The 17,915-nt window shown below is 55.0% G+C and carries 17 protein-coding genes and 1 pseudogene; 7 read left to right on the top strand and 11 right to left on the bottom strand.

Annotated features, from left to right (window positions below; genetic code table 11):
- On the bottom strand, nt 1–314 hold a 314-nt coding region (locus tag H8Q75_RS11615; RefSeq protein ID WP_297041875.1), incomplete at its 3' end, for a TRAM domain-containing protein.
- Nucleotides 315–455: 141 nt separating this feature from the next.
- Between H8Q75_RS11615 and H8Q75_RS11620 the strand changes: the two genes are divergently transcribed.
- Complete coding sequence (locus H8Q75_RS11620) at nt 456–980, top strand: alpha/beta hydrolase (RefSeq protein WP_297041877.1); 525 nt, start codon at nt 456–458, stop codon at nt 978–980.
- A 76-nt stretch (nt 981–1,056) separates the two neighbouring features.
- On the opposite strand, the gene mreD is transcribed toward H8Q75_RS11620, so the two are convergent.
- From mreD to H8Q75_RS11645, 5 genes are all read right to left on the bottom strand, one after another.
- The gene (gene mreD, locus H8Q75_RS11625) at nt 1,057–1,593 is read right to left on the bottom strand and encodes a rod shape-determining protein MreD (protein WP_024125864.1); all 537 of its coding nucleotides are present in this window, start codon (nt 1,591–1,593) and stop codon (nt 1,057–1,059) included.
- Nucleotides 1,559–2,323 (bottom strand): rod shape-determining protein MreC, encoded by a 765-nt coding sequence (gene mreC, locus H8Q75_RS11630; RefSeq protein WP_297041880.1) that lies wholly within the window; start codon nt 2,321–2,323, stop codon nt 1,559–1,561. The genes mreD and mreC overlap by 35 nt, the downstream gene beginning before the upstream one ends.
- A 12-nt stretch (nt 2,324–2,335) precedes the next feature.
- Entirely contained in the window at nt 2,336–3,376 is a 1,041-nt protein-coding gene (locus H8Q75_RS11635; protein WP_024125862.1) for a rod shape-determining protein, read from the bottom strand.
- 195 nt (nt 3,377–3,571) lie between these two features.
- Complete coding sequence (locus H8Q75_RS11640) at nt 3,572–3,931, bottom strand: YtxH domain-containing protein (RefSeq protein ID WP_051372855.1); 360 nt, start codon at nt 3,929–3,931, stop codon at nt 3,572–3,574.
- Complete coding sequence (locus tag H8Q75_RS11645; RefSeq protein ID WP_297041885.1) at nt 3,928–4,251, bottom strand: hypothetical protein; 324 nt, start codon at nt 4,249–4,251, stop codon at nt 3,928–3,930. Before H8Q75_RS11645 ends, H8Q75_RS11640 begins: the two co-directional genes overlap by 4 nt.
- Nucleotides 4,252–4,393: 142 nt before the next feature.
- Between H8Q75_RS11645 and H8Q75_RS11650 the strand changes: the two genes are divergently transcribed.
- The 4 genes from H8Q75_RS11650 to H8Q75_RS11665 are packed head-to-tail and all read left to right on the top strand — an operon-like array spanning nt 4,394 to nt 8,127.
- Entirely contained in the window at nt 4,394–6,502 is a 2,109-nt protein-coding gene (locus H8Q75_RS11650; RefSeq protein ID WP_297041887.1) for a transglycosylase SLT domain-containing protein, read from the top strand.
- Nucleotides 6,503–6,542: 40 nt separating this feature from the next.
- A complete protein-coding gene (locus tag H8Q75_RS11655) occupies nt 6,543–7,253 on the top strand; it encodes a M15 family metallopeptidase (protein WP_297041891.1) in 711 nt (236 codons plus the stop codon).
- The gene (gene fabG, locus H8Q75_RS11660) at nt 7,250–7,954 is read left to right on the top strand and encodes a 3-oxoacyl-ACP reductase FabG (RefSeq protein ID WP_024125858.1); all 705 of its coding nucleotides are present in this window, start codon (nt 7,250–7,252) and stop codon (nt 7,952–7,954) included. Before H8Q75_RS11655 ends, fabG begins: the two co-directional genes overlap by 4 nt.
- Before the next feature lie 11 nt (nt 7,955–7,965).
- Nucleotides 7,966–8,127: a hypothetical protein gene (locus tag H8Q75_RS11665; RefSeq protein ID WP_024125857.1), complete on the top strand. Its 162-nt coding sequence runs from the start codon at nt 7,966–7,968 to the stop codon at nt 8,125–8,127.
- 4 nt (nt 8,128–8,131) lie between these two features.
- Here H8Q75_RS11665 and H8Q75_RS11670 read toward each other — a convergent pair whose 3' ends face one another.
- Genes H8Q75_RS11670 through H8Q75_RS11685 form a run of 4 tightly spaced genes read right to left on the bottom strand, consistent with a single transcriptional unit; the run spans nt 8,132 to nt 13,309 of the window.
- A complete protein-coding gene (locus H8Q75_RS11670) occupies nt 8,132–9,313 on the bottom strand; it encodes an LL-diaminopimelate aminotransferase (RefSeq protein ID WP_024125856.1) in 1,182 nt (393 codons plus the stop codon).
- Nucleotides 9,310–10,689, bottom strand: coding sequence for a signal recognition particle-docking protein FtsY (ftsY, locus tag H8Q75_RS11675; RefSeq protein WP_024125855.1), 1,380 nt, complete (start codon nt 10,687–10,689; stop codon nt 9,310–9,312). The genes H8Q75_RS11670 and ftsY overlap by 4 nt, the downstream gene beginning before the upstream one ends.
- Before the next feature lie 28 nt (nt 10,690–10,717).
- Nucleotides 10,718–11,578, bottom strand: coding sequence for a 3'(2'),5'-bisphosphate nucleotidase CysQ (locus H8Q75_RS11680; protein WP_297041896.1), 861 nt, complete (start codon nt 11,576–11,578; stop codon nt 10,718–10,720).
- Nucleotides 11,579–13,309 (bottom strand): ABC transporter ATP-binding protein, encoded by a 1,731-nt coding sequence (locus H8Q75_RS11685; protein WP_024125853.1) that lies wholly within the window; start codon nt 13,307–13,309, stop codon nt 11,579–11,581.
- Between the two features lie 57 nt (nt 13,310–13,366).
- Here H8Q75_RS11685 and H8Q75_RS11690 point away from each other — a divergent pair, with 57 nt between their 5' ends.
- On the top strand, nt 13,367–14,629 hold the full coding sequence (locus tag H8Q75_RS11690; RefSeq protein ID WP_297041898.1) for a PAS domain-containing sensor histidine kinase: 1,263 nt from the start codon (nt 13,367–13,369) through the stop codon (nt 14,627–14,629).
- On the opposite strand, the gene H8Q75_RS11695 is transcribed toward H8Q75_RS11690, so the two are convergent.
- A complete protein-coding gene (locus tag H8Q75_RS11695) occupies nt 14,624–16,942 on the bottom strand; it encodes a diguanylate cyclase (protein WP_297041900.1) in 2,319 nt (772 codons plus the stop codon). The genes H8Q75_RS11690 and H8Q75_RS11695 overlap by 6 nt on opposite strands.
- Nucleotides 16,943–17,285: 343 nt before the next feature.
- On the opposite strand from H8Q75_RS11695, the pseudogene H8Q75_RS11700 reads away from it, so the two are divergent.
- Nucleotides 17,286–17,915: pseudogene (locus tag H8Q75_RS11700) on the top strand (serine/threonine protein phosphatase); the annotation flags it as partial.

The following is a 17,915-nucleotide window of genomic DNA, read 5'->3' on the forward strand; positions in this document are numbered from 1 at the left end:
ATCGCGTCCTTCACCAGTTGTTCTTTGGCCGCCAATTGAGCTGCATAGGCCACACACTGCCACTGGCAGCCGCCACACTTATCGGCGACAATACAGCTTGGGCGCACCCGCCGTTCTGAAGGCTGCACCACCTCCAAAACTTTGCCGTGGGCATATTGTCGCTTTACGTGGGTCAGGCGCACCCGCAGGCGATCGCCCGGAACCGTATCGGCCACAAAAACCACCCGATCCTGCCAGCGTCCTACCCCCTCCCCCGTGTGGCTTAAGGAGTCAATCCTGAGCTCAATCGTGGCGCCCTGCTGCCAAACGCTCATCAATTTACGTCTAAAGTCACTAAACGTTAAGGACAAGTTTAGGGATAAGTTAAGGAGAACCAGCAAGCTCTATTTTCACTGCTATACTGCTAGCGGTGCAATCCGACGTTTGTACCGAAGTGATTTTGGAGTCGATCCCCTATGCTGAAGCGTCTTTCACCTTGGTTACTGGCACTGGCACTACCCGTAGGTGCCCTTTTCACCCCCCCTGTCAAAGCAGCTAACGTTGTCTCCCTCACCTATGGTCCTTTTCAGCGATCCTTCCCCATGTCGGAGTTAGAGGAATTTGTGTCCACCCAAGAAGCAACGGGTCAATTGCGAGCATTGATGCGGCTGGTTCCCAAAGATAGCCAAGCCAAGCTCCTTGAACTCTTGAGTATGCGGCTGCCCTTTAATGTTGTGCAAACCGATCAAATTCTAGCCAGTCCCATTGGCAAAGATTTACTCAAACAATTTTCTCAGGTCACAATTCGCCGTGATCAAGCTGGGGAAGTTGCCCTTCGGGGTGCGATGCTCACTGCCGCTGCCTCTCCAGAAGGATTGAGCGTGATGTCGTTTTTGAAAAACTATCCTGGTGAAACCATTAACTTGGATTTGCGCAAGCTCAACCAAATGCTCAAGAAACAAGACGGCATTATGAGTATGTTCGGGAAATTACGCCCATAGCGCCAAAGCATTGACTGAGATTTAAAATGAACAAGTCAGGTGCAGGGGTAAGGAAGCTCCTGCATTTTTTCATGAACTACTCCTGTTCTCGCAGCCACGTCCACCAGCGATTCAAGGGGGCATAGAGCAAGGGTGCCCAAAGACTACTCATAATAGCTGAGCTAAGCGCTACTTGCCGATGGTGCTGCCAAATTTCCTCTAGGGGAAAGCCACTGCCAAGGGTCATTTGGATTGCGATGATGGTTTGCTGCAGGATGGCCATTGCAAAGGTAATCAGAGCAACGGAAATAAAATCCTCAGAAACAAAACGCTGCTTTTGCATCAGGGCGGTCAGCCCCCCCACCAAAGCTAAGCTGACTGCATGGCTAGGATGAGCACTGACCAAGCCATCTTGAATCCAGCCGAGGGCAATACCCGCCAGTACCCCTTGGCCCCACGATCGCTTGACACTCCAGACCACCACCCAGATCAAAAACCAGTCCGGCACCAATAGAGGCAAGTTAGGTAAGTGAATAAAGCTCAGCAGGGCACAGAGTCCCACAGAGCCAATGGTAATCAGCCAGTTGAGACTAGTGAGACTAGTTCGGTGTAAACGTGTCTGTCGGTTCAGCATAGGGAATGACGGTCACCCACTCAAGGCGATCAAACGGCGCCCCAAGAATAACGGTGGCATGGGGATGGGTGGGATCGCTCAGTTCCACCGATTGCACCTCACCAATGGGAATGCCTGCTGGATAAAGACTACTCAGGGCTGAGGTATAGAGAACATCCTTGGGCTGTACCTTCGGGTCTTTCTCTAAAAACTCGACAATCACCTGCTGGTTGAGTTGTCCCCGCAGAATCCCCATCTGCCGCGTTCGACCAACCACAACCCCCACGCGACTGGCGGGATCCGTGAGTAACATGACTCGGCTGGTATTGGGGGTAATGCTGGTAATGCGGCCAACAAGACCACCGTTACCCACCACCACTGAGCCAACGGTTAAGCCCTGACGAGTGCCTTCCCCTAAGAGGAGCGATCGCCACCACTGATCGGAACTGCGACCAATCACCGGCACAATGCGGCCATTCAAATTGGGGAGCATCGGTGCATTCAGCATGTGCCGCAACCGTTGGTTTTCCGCCTGAAGGGCAGCCAGTTGCTGCTCCAGTTGCCATGTGCGAGCTTGAATCAGGGCTTGCTGATCGTCCACTGCGCCTTGAAAGGGCAAACTGAGAAGGCGGTAGAGTTCACGAATCGCTGCCCCATTGGTCGCGCGCAAAATCCAAGCCGTTGTGAGGACTAAGGCGACAAGGCCGAGGCTACCTGCATATCGTCCCCACCAGCGCAGCAGAAAAGCCATCACTGCTGATCCTTAACCAATCACTGCCGGTTGTGTAGAAAAGACCCGAGCCAAGTCTTTGAAGTTTTCCAGTACGCGCCCAGTACCCATGACTACACACCGCAGGGGATCCGCTGCCACATGGACGACAATGCCGGTTTCATGGCTAATCAGGGTATCGAGACCCCGTAGCAGGGCACCACCGCCGGCCAACATAATCCCGCGATCAACAATGTCTGCGGCCAGTTCCGGCGGGGTTCGCTCAAGGGTACGCTTAATCGCTTCAATAATCGCCGACAGGGGTTCGGCCATGCTTTCGCGAATCTCTTCTGCTTTGACTACAACTGTGCGTGGTAGGCCAGAGAGTTGGTGCAGGCCCCGCACTTCCATGGATTCGGAGTCATAGCTGTCATTGGGATAGGCAGAGCCAATGCGAATCTTGATCTCCTCAGCTGTGCGTTCACCAATAATTAAGTTGTGTACTTTTTTCAAATATTGGACAATTGCCTCAGAAATTTCATCCCCAGCCACACGGACGGATTCACTCAAAACGGTGCCCTGTAAACTGAGAACCGCCACCTCAGTCGTGCCACCGCCAATGTCGACAATCATGTTGCCCGTTGGTTCTTCCACTGGTAAACCTGCGCCAAAGGCAGCGGCCACGGGTTCATCAATCAAATGCACCTCCCGCGCCCCCGCACCCCGAGCCGCATCCTCAATGGCACGGCGTTCGACACCGGTAACACCGCTGGGAATACCAATCACCACACGGGGGGCAAAGAGATTCTTGCCGCCGTGCACTTGGCGCATAAAGTGCTTCAGCATTAGTTCGGCACGTTCAAAGTCGGCAATCACACCATCCCGCAGTGGACGTACGGCCACCACATTCCCGGGTGTCCGACCCAGCATTCGCTTCGCTTCAGTACCAACGGCAAGGGGTTGTTTGGTGTTTTGGTCAATGGCGACAACGGACGGTTCCTCTAAAACCACACCGCGTCCGGATACATAAACCAGTGTGTTGGCTGTCCCCAAGTCAATGCCAATATCTCGTGATAGCCGACTAAATAATCCCACGATGGTGTACCCCTTCTTTGAATCCTGTTGGTTGTAGCAGTGCTGTTACCAAAAAACGTGATGGCAAGATTGTATTATGTTTTGTTTGGAAAATCTCGCTGGGTTCTCCCTCTGTCGAGATTGTTGGCTAAGGGGATGACTCCTAGTTTCTTGGCTCATATTCCTTAGCTGACGACTCCAAAGTAAGCTATGAAGCTATTGATTGACAACATCCTCTTCATCAGGGTCACTCAAGGCTATGCCATTGGCTTCACGCCGAAAGGTTTGCTGCTGCTGCTGGGTGACTTCGATACCGACGGCGATCGCTTCCTTGAGCCGTTCTAGGGTTGCCTGCCAGCGCTCCTGGGTGGTCTCTGAAAGGCGATCGCGATATTGCTCAAAACTGGCAGTAATGTCTTCGAGCAGTTCGGGTAGGGCATCAGCGGATTTGCGTAGCAGTTGGCGGGTTTCTTGACCAGAGCGGGGAGCAATCAATAGCCCCACGACTGTGCCGATCGCACTCCCTAGGAGCAGCCCCCCCAAAAAGGTACCACCGCCACTCTGTTGCCGACTCATCGCTTTCTCCTTCGTAGGCGGCTACTATACCATCCTATCCAGCTTAGCAAGGTTAAAAACAGACGGACATTGCGCTGTTGCCGACGCCATTTAGGCAATTGCAATCGCACACTTGACACACCCCGCTGGCCAATGATGATTACCTCCGGAGCACCACCTAAGACGCGGTGGGTACTCCGCTCGGCATTCAGTAGAGCACGGGACACCCCCCGCAGAATCTGCCGCAGCTTCACCAACTGCCAGGCCAACCACAATGCAATCAGCGCAATCAGGCAATTGCAGCCAATTACAATCCAAACCATGCGCGGTGTCGGGGGCATTGAGATTGACCATGATGGGTTGATCTTTTCATAGCACCTCCGCAAGGCAAAAGGAAGCCGGGGACTTCAGTCGCGGCTGGTTTGCAGATGGCCACACCGTAGTTTACTAAAGACAGCAGGGTTACTGGCTGAGGGCACCGCAATGGTCCAATTCCTCTCGAAAGTAAAACGTTACCAACGGATAGGGCCTTGGCTACTGTCGCTGTTGCTGGCGACGCTCGTCCTCGGGGCTGGGCTGGTCAAGTGGCATCATGGGCGATCGCCGGCGCCTCCCTATAGGCTCAATGGCGAGGCTCCGCCCAAAAGTGTGCCAGCGTTGGTGCAGTGGGCACGCTCTGGGGATCCCCTCAAACGCGATCGCGCCCGTTATCTGCTGGCAGTAGACAGTCTGCGTCGAAATCAGCCCCAAGGGGCTCTCCAGTGGCTCGAGGGTCTTGAGCAGACTTACCGGCCTATGGCTGCACCGATTCTGCTCCTTCGGGCTAAGGCCTATCAGCAACAGGGAGATGACCGCAAGGCAAAGGCAACGTGGCAACAGTTGCTGCGGGAGTATGGCACGGCGCCGGAGGCAGCGGTGGCCCTGTTGAATCTGAACCGGCCAGAGGAAGCAATTGCGCGCTTTCCACAGCATCCTGCCGTCGTCAACTATGTGGCGCAACAGTTAGAGAAAAATCCCGATCAAGTCCCTTACCTGAAGCTGGTGGCACGCCACGGTCTTTTTCTTCAGGCGTACGGTACCTACCTGGAAATTTTGCGCCAGCGCTACGCCGATCAACTCACGCCGGCCGATTGGGAAGCGATCGCCTTTGGCTATTGGGAAAAAATGCAGTATGCCTCGGCAGCAGCGGCCTACGCCAAAGCACCGCCAACCCCCTTGAATCTCTATCGGGTCGGCCGGGGACGCCAATTGAGTGAGGATACCGCCGGGGCGATTGCTGCCTATCAAGCCCTGATCCAACGCTTTCCCAACAGTTCAGAAGCCGCCCTTGCCCAACTGCGCCTTGCCCACTTAGCCAAAACACCGGCGGCACGTCTCCCTTTGCTGGCCAAGTGTCTTCAGTTCGCCACCCAAAATCAAGCGCCAGCGATCGCTGCTGATGCCCTTCTGGCACAGTACCAAGCCTATAGGGAACTGGGGAATACCAAAGGGGCACAACAAACCCAGCAACAGCTCTTCAAGGCCTATCCCCAAAGCAGCGCTGCAGCAGAACTGCGCTGGCAACTGGCCCAAGGAGCTGCCCAAAAACGGCAGTGGTCTCAGGCACAACAGTGGGTTAGGGAGATTCTCAAGTTTAACCCTGAGAGTGAGCTTGCCCCCCAAGCCGCCTTTTGGCAAGGAAAATGGCAAGGGGAGGCAGGACAACCCCAAGGGCAACGCCAAACCTGGCAACTGGTTACGGAGCGCTATCCCCACACCTACTATGCTTGGCGAGCTGCCAGTCTGCTTAAGAAACCAGTGGGCACCTTTACAACCCTGCGACAGCAGCGCCCCTCAGTGGCGGGCGATCGCCAAACCCTGCTCCCTTTAGCGACGGGCAGCCCAACCCTGCAAGAACTGTATCTGCTGCGGCAATTTCAGGAGGCTTGGCAGCGCTGGCAGTGGGAATTCCAGAACCGAGTGACACCAACAGCGGCAGAGCAACTCACTGATGGCCTGATTCGCCTTGGTGTGGGGGAATACCTCGATGGCATCTTTATGCTGCAAAACTTGTTTACACGGGCCGCCAGGGAACCGCAGGTGGCCACATTCTTGGCGCCCCTTCGCCGTGATGTCCGCTTCTGGTATGCCCTTTACCCCTTGCCCTACTGGGAATTGGTCAAAAAGTGGTCACTGACCCACAACTTAAATCCCCTGTTGGTGATGGCCCTGATTCGCCAAGAATCTCGCTTCGAAAAGGAGATCCGCTCAGTGGTGGGGGCAACGGGGTTAATGCAGTTGATGCCAGAGACGGCCGCTTGGATTGCCGAGCAGTTGAACCTAGAGGACTATTCCCTTGTGGATCCAGAGCACAATATCCGTTTGGGCACGTGGTACTTTGACTACACCCACAATCAATACAATCAAAACACACTCTTAGCCTTGGCCAGTTACAATGCCGGTCCCGGCAATGTCAGTCAGTGGCTAGAGCGGTTCGACATTGGCGATAGCGATCGCTTTGTGGAATCGATTCCTTTTCCTGAGACCTATGGCTATGTCAAGAGTGTCTTGGAAAACTACTGGAACTACTGGCAACTCTATGCCCAGCCCTAGGAAAAATCGTCTATTCTCTACAAAAGAACAGGGTTGAATCATGGATCAAGATATTCCTGTTGCGGAGCGGCTACAACCCATCACCAAGGGTAAGGAGGAGCCTCGGCGAGGGGCAATCGTCAGCGCCATTGCGCTCGTGGCTTTCATGGGGGTAGGAGCAGCCTGGTTCCTGAATCGTCCTGCGGAATCACCCAGGGGAACGGCGTCAACGGTAACGCCAACAGAGAATCTGCTGGGACATCTGCCCTATGAAGAGGCTCCCCTCGCAGAACTGGAACCGGTGAGCGCCGATGGCCAAATCAAGTTACGGCGCGCCGCAGCAGAGCGGTTTCGGGCAATGGTGGCCGCCGCGCAGCAGGAGGGGGTGGTGTTGATACCGCTTTCTGGATTTCGTTCCAAACAGGATCAGGACTATCTTTTCTTTGAGGTCAAGGAGCAGCGGGCACAACGGGCAAGGGAGCGGGCATTGGTGAGTGCACCCCCCGGCTATAGCGAGCACCATACGGGCTATGCCATTGATATTGGTGATGGCACCCGGCCACAGACCCATCTTAAGGAAACCTTTGAGGATACCCCTGCCTTTCGTTGGTTGGGAAAGAATGCGGCTCGTTTTAGTTTTGAACTGTCCTTTCCCCGTAATAATCCTCAGGGAGTGAGTTATGAACCTTGGCACTGGCGATTTGTTGGCGATCGCCACAGTTTGCAAACCTTCTACAAAGCACGACAACTGACACTGAGGGATCAGCCATGAGGGGATTTGGCCATCGGGCGGTTTTAGTGACAGGCGGCACAGGCGGGCTGGGCCAAGGGGTAGTGCCAGTTCTCCTGAGCCACGGCTATACCCTGACAGTTCCCTACATTGATGGGGCTGCCCGTGCTGCTCTCGAAAAGCAATTGGCGGCGGCGGAATTGGCCAATGTGCGGTTTGTGGCAGCGGACTTGAACAATGAAAGTGAAGTGGCAGCTCTGTTGGAGCGAATGCCGCAATTGGATGCCGTGGTTCACCTCGTGGGTGGCTTTAGTATGGGGCCAACCGCACAATTTGCCCTCAGTGATTGGCAGCAGAGTTTTCGCCTCAATGTCGAGACCACCTTCTTGGTCTGTAAGCACGCCCTTAAACGCATGCAAGCACAGCAATACGGACGCATCGTCACCATTGGCTCACGGGGTGCAGTTGAGCCAGCGGCTGAACTGGCCGCCTATTGCGCCGCCAAAGCCGCAGTAGTGGCCTTTACGCGGGCGATCGCTGCTGAAACCAAAGGCAAAAATATCACGGCCAATGTGATCCTTCCCAGCATTATTGATACCCCCGCCAATCGGGCGGCGATGGGGGAAGCCCAAGCAACAAATTGGGTGAGTCCTGCGGCGATCGCTGAACTGATTGCCTACCTCATTTCCGAGGGAGCGGCGGCCATTAGTGGCGCCGTGATTCCCATCTATGGCAATGCCTAGGGCGAATTGCCATGCTCTTTATCATTTTGCTGGTTCTTCTTTGTACGATCACCAATCTCTTTACCAAGGTGCTCATTTTAACTCCCCTAGAAGTGTTGCGCGCCATTCATGTTCCTGCAATCCTCCTTTGGGGCGGTCTGATCCTGCTGTTGGCGTGGATCATGGGAGACTAGAGCCCTACACCTTCAGGACCGTTTGGCTAAATTCGGCAATTTGGGCAGCGGCCACCTCTAAACAGGGGCGATCGCGCACTAGGGCAAAGCGCACATAGCCCTCTCCCCCCTCCCCAAAACCCGAGCCGGGAGCCGCTGCAATCCCAGTTGCCTGAACAAGGGCTTGACAAAAGCCAAGGGAATCCCGTTGCCAAGGCGCCGGCAGTTGCGCCCACACATACATCGTCGCTGGCGGGAGGGGCACCGGCCAGCCATGATCGCCGAGGGCTTGGACAAAGGCATCGCGCCGCTGCCGAAAAATCTCCCGCGTCTGCTGGACACAGGTTTGATCTCCTGTGAGGGCGGCAATGGCCCCCCGCAAGATGCCGGCGTATTGGTTAAAGTCAATCACCGATTTGATTTGGCGCAGGGCAGCAATGATATCGGCACGGCCAATGGCAAAGCCAATGCGAAACCCGCCCATATTGTACGACTTCGAGAGGCTATAGAATTCAATCCCCACTTGGCGATCGCGATCCACTTCAAAGATCGAGGGTGCCCGCTCCCCGTCAAAGACCAGATCAACATAGGGGAAATCATGTACCAGTAAAATCCCGTAGCGATCGCAAAACTTAACCGCCGTCTTGAAAAAGTCCAAGGGCGCCACTGCCGTGGTGGGATTGTGGGGATAGCTGAGAATCAAAAGTTTGGCCTGCTCCCGTACCATCAGGGGAATCGCTGCCAAATCTGGCAAAAAGTGATCTTCTGAGCGCAGGGGTAGTGGATACACTTGTCCACCCGCAAGATAGACCCCACCCGCATGGGAGGGATACCCCGGATCGAGCACCAGGGCATACTCTTGGGGGTTCATCACCGCAAGGGGCAAGTGCGCCGTCCCCTCCTGGGAGCCAATGAGCGTCAGCACCTCCCGCTCGGGATCCACCCTGAGGCCAAAGCGGCGTTCAAACCAAGTGGCTACTGCCTGGCGAAAGGCCGCCGTACTAGCAAAGAGTTGATAGCCATAGGTACTGGCATCGCGCACCGACGCTTCAATGGCCGCAAGAATGTGATCGGCTACGGGCAAATCCGCAGAACCAAGGGAGAGATCCACAATCGGCCGCCCAGTGGCCGCCACCGCTGCCTTTGCCCGATCCATTGCATCAAAAACATTGCCTTGGAAATACCGCAGGCGATCGGCCAGCCTCATGCTGCCACCTCCACATCACTGGAGAGCAAGGCCTCAACAAATTCAAAACTGGAGAAGGGGCGCAGATCCTTAATGCCCTCGCCAGCACCAATGAAGCGAATCGGTAGCCCCAATTCCTGTACCACCGCCAAGGCCACCCCCCCCTTGGCGGTTCCGTCCAACTTGGTCAGGATGACCCCAGTCAGTTGCGCTGCTTCTGCAAAGATCTGCGCTTGACGCAAACCATTTTGGCCGAGGGTAGCATCGAGAACTAGGAGCGATTCAATTTGAGCATCGCCCGCCTTTTTATCAATGATGCGGCGGATTTTCTTGAGTTCCTCCATCAGGTTGGCCTTGTTTTGCAAGCGGCCAGCGGTATCCACCAGGAGCAATTCTGTGCCTCGGGCCTGGGCAGCCCCAATAGCATCAAAAACCACAGCAGCAGGATCGGTATTTTTGCCGGGGTTGGCAATTACCTCCACATTGGAGCGCTGTCCCCAAATTTTCACCTGTTCGGTGGCGGCTGCCCGAAAGGTATCTGCCGCCGCAATCAAACAGCGATAGCCCGACTGGCTAGCAATGTGGGCGAGCTTACCAATGGTGGTGGTTTTCCCGACGCCGTTGACACCGGCAATCAACCAAATATTCAGCGTGCCCTTTTTCGGAGCAAAGTTGCGGCGGTAGCCCTGTTGAAAGGGGCGATCAAGAATGTCCCGCAGAATCTCCTTCAGGTAGGCGATCGCCTGATCGGCAGGGAGGGTTTCTTGGCGAATTTTTGTTTGCAGCGCCGCAATAATTTGATCTGTGGCCTTGACCCCCACATCCGCCTGCAACAGCAGCATCTCAATTGCTTCGACAGCATCCCGACTTAAGGGGCCTTGGCCGACGATCGCCCGCAGTTGATGCACCAGCCCACGACGAGTTTTGCCCAGACCTCGGCGCAGGCGTTGTAACCAAGTAATTTCCTCAATATCCACCTCCTCTGGGCGCCGGCCTTGGGCGGCAAGGACCGCCGCCGACCACAAAAAGCCCTCATCAAGGACAGGGGAGGGGTCTGGTTCCCCAGGCTCAGCTTCAACAACGGGCTGGACAGCAGCAGGTTCATCCGCAACAGCGGTCTGGGCAGACTCCCCAGAGACAGGAAGGGGGGCATCAGCCGCCACTGCTTCAGCCGTCGGTGTCTCCTGAGTTTCTTCAGTGGTTTCAACGGTTGTAGGACGCTGCAATGCCTGTCGCGCTTGAATCGACTGGAGTGCTGTTTTGGCCCAGTTGAGGATGCTGGGGGAAGCAGTGGATTCGGTGGATTCTGCAGGTGGCGCTTCCGTTGGGCTTTCTGCAGCGGGGGATGGCTCCTCACCACTGCCGCCAAACTTGCGTCGAAACCAATTAAAAACCATGCCCTGTCCTTTATCCGACTGAACTTGCCTATTTTCCAGAATAGCCTTGATTTTCCTGTAAAAAGGCTTGCAGGCGATCGCCCACCCAACGGCTCAAGACAGGATGACATACCACCAGAGGTTGCCAGTGCTGCACATCGGCACGATTGTAGCGGGGTAATTCGCCATTGACATAGGTAAAGGCCCCCGCCGCCTCCTGCATGATCAAATCCGGTGCCGCCAAGTCCCAATCCTTGGGGGCACTGCCCCCTGTGAGGCTGACGTACAGATCCGCATCCCCTTGGCAAATACTCGCCGTTTTACAGCCCATACTGCCCATCGGCATTAGCTGCACCGATCCCAAGCTGGTTAGAAATGCCTCTAGGCGATCGCCCCCATGGCTGCGGCTCATCACCACCCGCAGGGGCTGGTCAGGGCTGGGGGGCTGAACTTGCAGGCGTGTTGAACTGTGGCGGGTTTCTCGATAGGTGCCGCCACCGGCAATGGCGGTGTAGATCACCTCCTGCTCAGGCCAGACCACAGCAGCTAAACAGGGGCGGTGTTTATGGACAAGGGCAACGTGAATTGCGTACTCCCCCGTCTGTTGCAGAAAGTCATAGGTGCCATCCAAAGGATCAATGATCCAGACATAGGGCTGCGATAGGGGCTGACCTGCTGTGTAGGTTTCTTCTGTGAGATAGCCAAACGCCGAGGCCGGAAAATGTTCTTGGAGGGCATGGCGCAAAAAGGCATCAATTTGCTGATCCGCGAGGGTGACGGGATCACCGCCTTTATCCTGGACCGTTAGATCCTTCACCTGGCGGTAAAACTGGCGCAGTTGCTCAAGGGCCTGCCAAAGAATGGGGCGCAGGGTGGCAAGGGTCTTCTCAAGATCAAGGGAGGAGAACATCTAGGCTGCCTCAAGGGAAAGACCACGGGGAATCGCGGCAATTAATGTGCGGGTATAGTCGTGCTGGGGCTGTTGGTAAACGGCTTCCGCCTCACCCATTTCCACAATTTCGCCATTGTACATAACCATCAGGCGATCGCTCATAAATTTAACGACACTCAGGTCGTGGGAAATAAAGAGGTAGGTCAGTTGAAATTCCCGCTGGAGTTCCTTGAGTAAATTCAGCACCTGCGCCTGAACCGACACATCCAAGGCAGACACCGACTCATCACAGACGACAAACTCGGGATTCAAGGCCAAGGCACGGGCAATGCAAATCCGCTGCCGCTGACCCCCCGAAAATTCATGGGGATAGCGATTCTGAGCTTGGGGATCAATGCCCACCCGCTCAAGGAGATAGGCCACCCGCTCTTGGTGTTGCCGTTGCGAGTGATGAGGGCGGTGAATCCGCAGCGGTTCGGCCACCAACTCGCCAATGGTCATGCGTGGGTTCAAGGAACTGTAGGGATCCTGGAAAATCAGTTGCATGCGCTGCCGCAGGGGACGCAATTGGCGAGGCGATAAATGGCTAATGTCGCGATCGCCAAAAAGAATCTTGCCTTGGGCGGGTTCTAGGAGGCGCAAGAGGGTGCGTGCCAAGGTGGTTTTGCCACAGCCCGATTCCCCCACAAGGCCCAAGGTCTCCCCTGTGCGAATCGTAAATGAGACATCCCTGACTGCGGTTAGCGAGCGCTGCCCCCCCGCAACCGGATACTTAACCCAGAGGTGCTCCACCTGCACCAAGGGGGGTTGGCTGGCCAAATGGGCTAGGCGTTCCCGCTGCTGCCCTGGGGAAATCACTTCTAATTGCGGGGAGGTGGCCCCTAGAAAATCCGCCACCGTTGGCAGAATCGCCAGACGCTGATCCAAGCGGGGACGACAGGCCAGTAGCCCCTTGGTATAGGGATGTTGGGGGTGGCGAAACACCTGCTGAAGGGTCCCCGATTCAACAATTTGCCCTTGGTACATGACAACGACCTGATCCGCCAATTCCGCAATCAGATTCAAATCATGGGTCACAAAAATCAATGAGAGAGGGTACTGCTGCTGTAATTCTCGCAATAGCCGTAGGATTGCCGCCTGTACAGTCACATCGAGGGCAGTGGTGGGCTCATCAGCAATTAAGAGCGCTGGCGAAGCGGCCATAGCCATGGCAATCATCACCCGCTGAATTTGCCCCCCGGAGAGTTGATGGGGATAGCGACCGAGAAACCGCTTTTTCTCCTCAAGGGGGTCTTCCGGTTTGAGGAGATGCACCTGCTCAAGGAGGGCGATCGCCCGCTGTTGACATTGCCCTTGGGAAAGTCGTTGCTGCGGATCAATGGCCTCTGCCAGTTGAAAGCCAATGGAATAGACCGGATTGAGGGAACTCATCGGTTCTTGGAAGACCATACTGATTTGGCGACCGCGAATCTGCTGCATTTGGCGGGGGGTGCAGCGCAGCAAATCAATGGCTGTCCCCTCTGGCTCTGGCTGAAACCAGGCTTGGCCGTGGCTGATCTGTCCCGGCGGCAAGAGCAACTGCAAGAGCGCCAAACAGGTCACTGATTTCCCTGAACCCGACTCACCGACAATGCCAAGGGTCTGGCCACGCTCCAAGCGAAAGGAAATCCCATCCACTGCCCGTAGGGTTTGATCGGTCTGAGGAAAGTCAACGGTGAGGGCTTCGACACGCAAAAGGGGTGATGACATCGCAGAGCAAACCAACGCGGAATAACCATAGAATAGAGACAATTCTGGCATTCACGCATGGAGTTGATCTTTTTTGGGGTTGGTCTGCTGTTGGGGCTAATGGTTTGGTTCTGGCAGTGGCGACAAATGCGCCATGCTGTGGAGACGCTCCTCGAACAGTATGCTGCCCGTCCTTTCAAGTCCTCACCGTGGCAACGCTTACAAACCCTCCTCAGCCAACAACTTCAGGAACAGGCACGCTGCCGTCAGAAAATCCAGCGCTATCAAACGATCCTTGAATATGCCCCCATTGCCTATTTGGAGGTGGATGAGGCCAACTGTGTGGTCTGCTGCAACGAAGCGGCGCGATCGCTTTTTGGCTTAAGGTCTCCTGAAGGCCGCCTTTTTCTAGAACTGGTGCGCTCCTATGAACTGGACTGTCTCATTGAGGAGGTGCGCCAAGAGCAAACCATAACAGAGCAGGAATGGCTTTACGCTTACATCACACCAGTAGGGCAAACCAAGCGCAAACCCCTGCGGGCACGGGGACTCTTCCTTGAGGAAGGACATGTGGGGGTATTTATTGAGGACTGCGAAGAGGTCGTGCGGCTGCGGGATGAGCGCGATCGCTGGGCAGCAGATGTGGCCCATGAACTGAAAACGCCCCTCACTTCGCTGCGCCTGGTAACTGAAACCCTGCAGCAGCGGGTACCGGAGTCCCTGCAGCACTGGGTCGATCGCCTCCTCGCAGAAATTATTCGCCTTACCCTCCTAGTGCAAGAACTTCTGGAACTCAACCGCCTCAGCCATACTCCTGCCGATAGTTTGGAGCGGCACCCTCTGGATCTGGTGCAAGTCATTCGCACCGCTTGGCAATGCCTTGCTCCCTTAGCCCAGAACAAAAACATCCAGCACGAGTACAGCGGTCCAGACAAAGCTCCCTACTGGGGGAATGAATCGCAACTGTTGCGCCTACTGATGAATCTTTACGACAACGCCATTAAACACGGCCCTGTAGGCGGTCAAGTCCTGACGCGGCTCCTGAGCGATCGCGAGGGGGGGTATCTCTGTCTCGAAGTCATTGATACTGGCAGTGGTTTTCCCCCCAAGGACTTACCCTATGTCTTTGAGCGGTTTTATCGGGCACAGCCACGGCGGCATCGCTTTGTCATTCCCACGGATCATGAAGGGCAGCTACCTCCTGTGGGCAGTGGCAGCGGTTTGGGGTTAGCCATTGCCCGCCAAATTGTTGAGTGCCATGGGGGCTATATCGAAGCGGCCAATCATCCTGACTATGGGGGAGCGTGGCTACGAATTTATCTACCCCTCACCCAGCTATAGCTCCTTAGCCACCCAGCGATCGCGCCCGCGGGTTTTTGCTTCATAGAGACACTGATCCGCCAGATGCAAGAGCCTTTCTGGGGTATGGTCAGGGCTAGGGAGGGTTGTCGCAATCCCAAAACTGGCCGTTAGTTTCGGCCCCACTGTACTTTTTGCATGGGTGATATTGGCTGCAGCCAGCGCTGCTTGGATATTCTCAGCAATATGAATAGCTCCCCTGTGATCGGTATCGGGTAGGATCAGAGCAAACTCTTCCCCGCCAAAGCGGGTGGCCAAATCCCCCGCCCGCTGTAAATGGCTTTCCAAAATTTGTGCCACCTGCTTGAGAATCTCATCCCCCTGCAAATGACCGTAGTGGTCGTTGTAGGCCTTAAAACAATCAATATCCACCATGATTAAACTTAAGGGTTTTTGCGCCCGTTGGCAGCGTCGCCATTCCTTTGGGAATAATTCATCAAAACAGCGGCGATTGCCAATATCCGTGAGACTGTCAATATACACCATTTGCTGGAGATTGGCATTGGCCTGCTCTAGGGCTTCGTACATCTCCGCCTGTTGTAGGGCCACCGTCAAGGGTTCAGCAATCCGCTGCAGTAGGAACAACTCCTCCCGCTGCCACAGGCGAGGGCTGCGACAATGGTGAGCAATGAGGAGTCCCCACAGGTTCTGGCCCTGCAGCAGGGGCACCACCAGATTGGCCTGCACCTGCAAGCTAGTCAGTAACTCACGATAGCAATCCTGGAGTTGCGCTTGGTTGACATCGCTAATGGTCAGCGTGCGCCCTTCCAAAAACCGCTGCGCTGTTTCTTTGGTAAAACACGGATCGTGGATCACTCGACCCAAAATTGAGTACTGGGGTAGGGCGGTGGCCTCCACGGCAACTATACCACTGCCATCCGCTAAAAAGCGGTAAATCAGCACGCGATCGCTCAGCAGCAGTTGTTGGATGCTGGTTACCGCCCGCTGCAAAATCTCCTCTAGGCGAATGGACTGGCGAATGTCCTGAATGATGGTGCTGACAATCATTTCCCGCTCTAGGGAAGTTTTTAATCGCTCCTCTGTACGCTTTTGATCCGATACATCCACAAGGACGCCATGGAGCATTTGACTGTAGGGGTCAAACTGCCCGCGATCGCTCAAGTAGCGGAAACAGCCATCCCGATGTCGAATGCGGTAGGTGGTACTGTAGGCCCGCTGTTGCTGAATGGCCTGCTCAATCTCCCGTTCAGCCAGGATCAGATCCGGAGGTGGGACAATTTGCCGCCAGTCGGGTAAATCTTGGGGAAAGTAACCCGTGAGCTGGTAAATTTGGTCGCTGACATAGTTGAATTGCCACAGGCGATCGCGATCGCGCCGATAGAGGGCAACAGGTAAGTGACTAATGAGGGTGTTATAGCGCTGTTCACTCTCCGTAATTGCCGCCGTAATTGCCTGTTGCCGCGACAGTTGCCAGCGCAGTTCCGCCGTTGCCTTGCTGAGTTCCTGTGTTAGCACCTGAATCACCCCTTGAGCCTCAGTGATGTCAATGGCCGCCAAAAGATTGCTCTGGGTCACAATTCCTACCATGTGGCCATCATCGTCCACAACCACGACGCGACGCACTTGATGCTCCTGGAGCAAATGATTCACCTGCCACAAACTTTGATCGGGCTTGACGGTCAGCACGGGCTGGGACATAATACTGCCGACGGTTCCTGTGAGCACTCCCCCTTGGCTATGCAGTGCCTGAAAAATATCCTTTTCCGTAATAATGCCGCGCGGCAGCACACCAGAGGATGTTTCCTCAGGAACCACCAAACTGGTGACACCCCGTTCGCTCATCAGAACAACTGCCTCCTGTAACGAAGCCTCAGCCGTAATAGTGGCCACATCAGATACCATCACCTCCACTACCCGCTTGATCCGCAGCAGATCCGCAGGGCGCAAGCGCTCACGCAGCGCTTGGCGGGTCAGCAGTCCTTCAACCCCTTGAGAGTCATTGACCACTGCCAGGGCATCCACGCCCAGATGACGAAAACGCCCGAGAACCCCCAGGAGATGATCCAGATCCTTGAGGCTCAAACAGTAGTCCGATGGCAGCATGATCCGCTCAGCAGTTATCTCCTGGGGAGAGTAGCCCTTGCCAAGGGCGCGGATCACTTCCCGTTGGGTGATCAATCCCCGAAACTGCCCCTGCTCCTCTACAACAAGGCCAGAACCCTGACTTTCCTGTAAGCCTTGGAGAATGTTATTGAAGGAATCCCCTGGAGCAATTGAAACAAAGTGCGTTTGCACTAAGGCTTGCAAATTTAAGCCTGAACTCAATTGCTCCATAGTCTATCCCTCTCAACTCGATGATTCCTTAAGACTTTATTTATGATTTATGCGTTTATTGATAAGCGCTGTAGCAAATAACATTAAAATTCACAAAAATTTGCACCCCTGGTTTTGATGCCCTTGCCTAAAGATTGGCTTTATTCAATTCTATCCTGGGGGCTGCGGTAGCCACCTATAGGCTTGACCCACAATTCCGCTGTTGCCGCAGAAAGGCTAGGATAGGGAATTGGAATGTATGCTATTTGCCGCTGCTATGAACTAGCGAATGACTGGCTCAGTAACTTGATGCATACCTGCTGCGGGTGATTATGACTGCGGCGGCCATCTCAGGATTGAAGCGATGAATCCACCTGCCCCTAATCTTATTTGCCCGGAGTGTGGCACAGCCAATTCCATTCACCAAGTTGAGTGTCACCACTGTCAGGTGCCACTCCTAAAACGCTATTTGTGGGCCATTGGCTCCGCTTTGGATCACTATAGCGTCGGTGAGCTGGTGGGCGATCGCTACTTGGTGCAAGGCAAACACCTGCTCTTGGACTTATTGCCGGGGGAGCCAGCCCCCAGTGTGGACAATACTGCCCAACTTTACCGTCCCTACCTACGTCTATTTCCCAAGCGTCCCCATGTTCCAGAACTCTTTGGCGCGCTTTCCCTCCCAGAAGGAGAACTGTTGCTCCTTGAGCATGCCCCCGTCAGTTGCATTGACATTGCCGATGCCAAAGTTGTCCCCGGCCTGACCCATGCCGCTCCCCTCACCACCATCTGGGACAAAGCCAATTTAGTGCGCCGCCTCAACTGGTTATGGCAAATCATCTCCCTTTGGCCAGCGCTGGTGGCAGAAAATGTAGCTCTCACACTCCTCAATCCCCAGCTTTTGCGAGCCGAGGGTTCCCTGGTGCGGCTTCTGCAACTGCAAGCAGGCAATAATCCTACTTTGGCTGACCTTGGCCAATTCTGGCAAACCCATTTC

The sequence above is a fragment of the Thermosynechococcus sp. OHK43 genome (assembly GCF_014466085.1).
Classification (GTDB): domain Bacteria; phylum Cyanobacteriota; class Cyanobacteriia; order Thermosynechococcales; family Thermosynechococcaceae; genus Thermosynechococcus.

Bases quoted from the DNA above. Each gene is read 5' to 3' on its own strand.
- fabG (WP_024125858.1), top strand. From the start codon at position 7,250: ATGAGGGGATTTGGCCATCGGGCGGTTTTAGTGACAGGCGGCACAGGC.
- ftsY (WP_024125855.1), bottom strand. From the start codon at position 10,689: ATGGTTTTTAATTGGTTTCGACGCAAGTTTGGCGGCAGTGGTGAGGAG.
- H8Q75_RS11665 (WP_024125857.1), top strand. From the start codon at position 7,966: ATGCTCTTTATCATTTTGCTGGTTCTTCTTTGTACGATCACCAATCTC.
- mreD (WP_024125864.1), bottom strand. From the start codon at position 1,593: ATGCTGAACCGACAGACACGTTTACACCGAACTAGTCTCACTAGTCTC.
- H8Q75_RS11640 (WP_051372855.1), bottom strand. From the start codon at position 3,931: ATGAGTCGGCAACAGAGTGGCGGTGGTACCTTTTTGGGGGGGCTGCTC.
- H8Q75_RS11680 (WP_297041896.1), bottom strand. From the start codon at position 11,578: ATGTTCTCCTCCCTTGATCTTGAGAAGACCCTTGCCACCCTGCGCCCC.
- H8Q75_RS11690 (WP_297041898.1), top strand. From the start codon at position 13,367: ATGGAGTTGATCTTTTTTGGGGTTGGTCTGCTGTTGGGGCTAATGGTT.
- H8Q75_RS11670 (WP_024125856.1), bottom strand. From the start codon at position 9,313: ATGAGGCTGGCCGATCGCCTGCGGTATTTCCAAGGCAATGTTTTTGAT.
- H8Q75_RS11620 (WP_297041877.1), top strand. From the start codon at position 456: ATGCTGAAGCGTCTTTCACCTTGGTTACTGGCACTGGCACTACCCGTA.
- H8Q75_RS11645 (WP_297041885.1), bottom strand. From the start codon at position 4,251: ATGCCCCCGACACCGCGCATGGTTTGGATTGTAATTGGCTGCAATTGC.
- H8Q75_RS11685 (WP_024125853.1), bottom strand. From the start codon at position 13,309: ATGTCATCACCCCTTTTGCGTGTCGAAGCCCTCACCGTTGACTTTCCT.
- H8Q75_RS11650 (WP_297041887.1), top strand. From the start codon at position 4,394: ATGGTCCAATTCCTCTCGAAAGTAAAACGTTACCAACGGATAGGGCCT.
- mreC (WP_297041880.1), bottom strand. From the start codon at position 2,323: ATGGCTTTTCTGCTGCGCTGGTGGGGACGATATGCAGGTAGCCTCGGC.
- H8Q75_RS11695 (WP_297041900.1), bottom strand. From the start codon at position 16,942: ATGGAGCAATTGAGTTCAGGCTTAAATTTGCAAGCCTTAGTGCAAACG.
- H8Q75_RS11655 (WP_297041891.1), top strand. From the start codon at position 6,543: ATGGATCAAGATATTCCTGTTGCGGAGCGGCTACAACCCATCACCAAG.